The organism is Desulfofundulus thermobenzoicus (assembly GCF_009428905.1).
Lineage (GTDB): Bacteria > Bacillota > Desulfotomaculia > Desulfotomaculales > Desulfovirgulaceae > Desulfofundulus_A > Desulfofundulus_A thermobenzoicus.
In genome coordinates this window covers 1-735 of record NZ_WHYR01000123.1, presented here as the reverse complement: position 1 = coordinate 735, position 735 = coordinate 1, and the positions used below count along the sequence as shown (strand labels likewise).

Below are 735 nucleotides of genomic sequence, written 5' to 3'. Positions count from 1 at the left end.
CCATGCGGTAGCCCCAGCGGGCCCGGGGCAGGGCGTAGGGTGCCTGGCTCATGTTTTCCATGCCCCCGGCCACCACCACTTCCGCTTCCCCGGCCATGATGGACTGGGCGCCCAGGGCGATGGCTTTTAAACCGGAAGCGCATACCTTGTTTACGGTGAAGGCGCTGGATTCCTTGGGTATGCCGGCGTGTATGGCCGCCTGGCGGGCGGTGTTCTGGCCGTTGCCCCCCTGGAGCACGTGGCCCATGATTACTTCGTCCACCTGCACTTCCTGCAGGTTTTCGTCCCAGTCGTCACCGGCCTTTTCCAGTTCGGCCGGTGGCAGGTCCTTTAAGGCGTTAGGACCGAAACTCAACAGTTCTTCCCCCGACCGGGGTTTTAACCCGGCCCTTTTCAGAGCTTCTTTGATCACCAGGCTGCCCAGCCTGACCACCGGGATGTCTTTTAAGGAGCCGCCAAAAACCCCGATGGCCGTGCGGGCGCCGCTGACCACCACTACTTCTTTCAATAAGATCATCCCCTCGAAACCAGTCGTTGGTTATAAATTTACAGAACAGGATATATTAGTAAAGCAAATCCCCTGCCGGGAGAATCAGCAAGCAGCTTTTTCACCCAGCAATTTTTTAAATTCCCGGGTTAACAGGGGCACCACCTCAAAGAGGTCGCCGACGATGCCGTAGTCGGCCACTTTAAAGATGTTGGCCTCCGGATCTTTGTTGATGGCCACAATCACCT

At 57.3% G+C, this 735-nt stretch carries 1 protein-coding gene and 1 pseudogene; both read right to left on the bottom strand.

Annotation, left to right across the window (positions count from 1 at the left end):
* Positions 1 to 508 (bottom strand): thiolase family protein (locus GFC01_RS17795; RefSeq protein WP_279233517.1); only part of this gene is annotated, 508 nt, incomplete at its 3' end.
* Positions 509 to 592: 84 nt separating this feature from the next.
* Positions 593 to 735, bottom strand: a pseudogene (locus GFC01_RS17790) (electron transfer flavoprotein subunit alpha/FixB family protein); the annotation flags it as partial.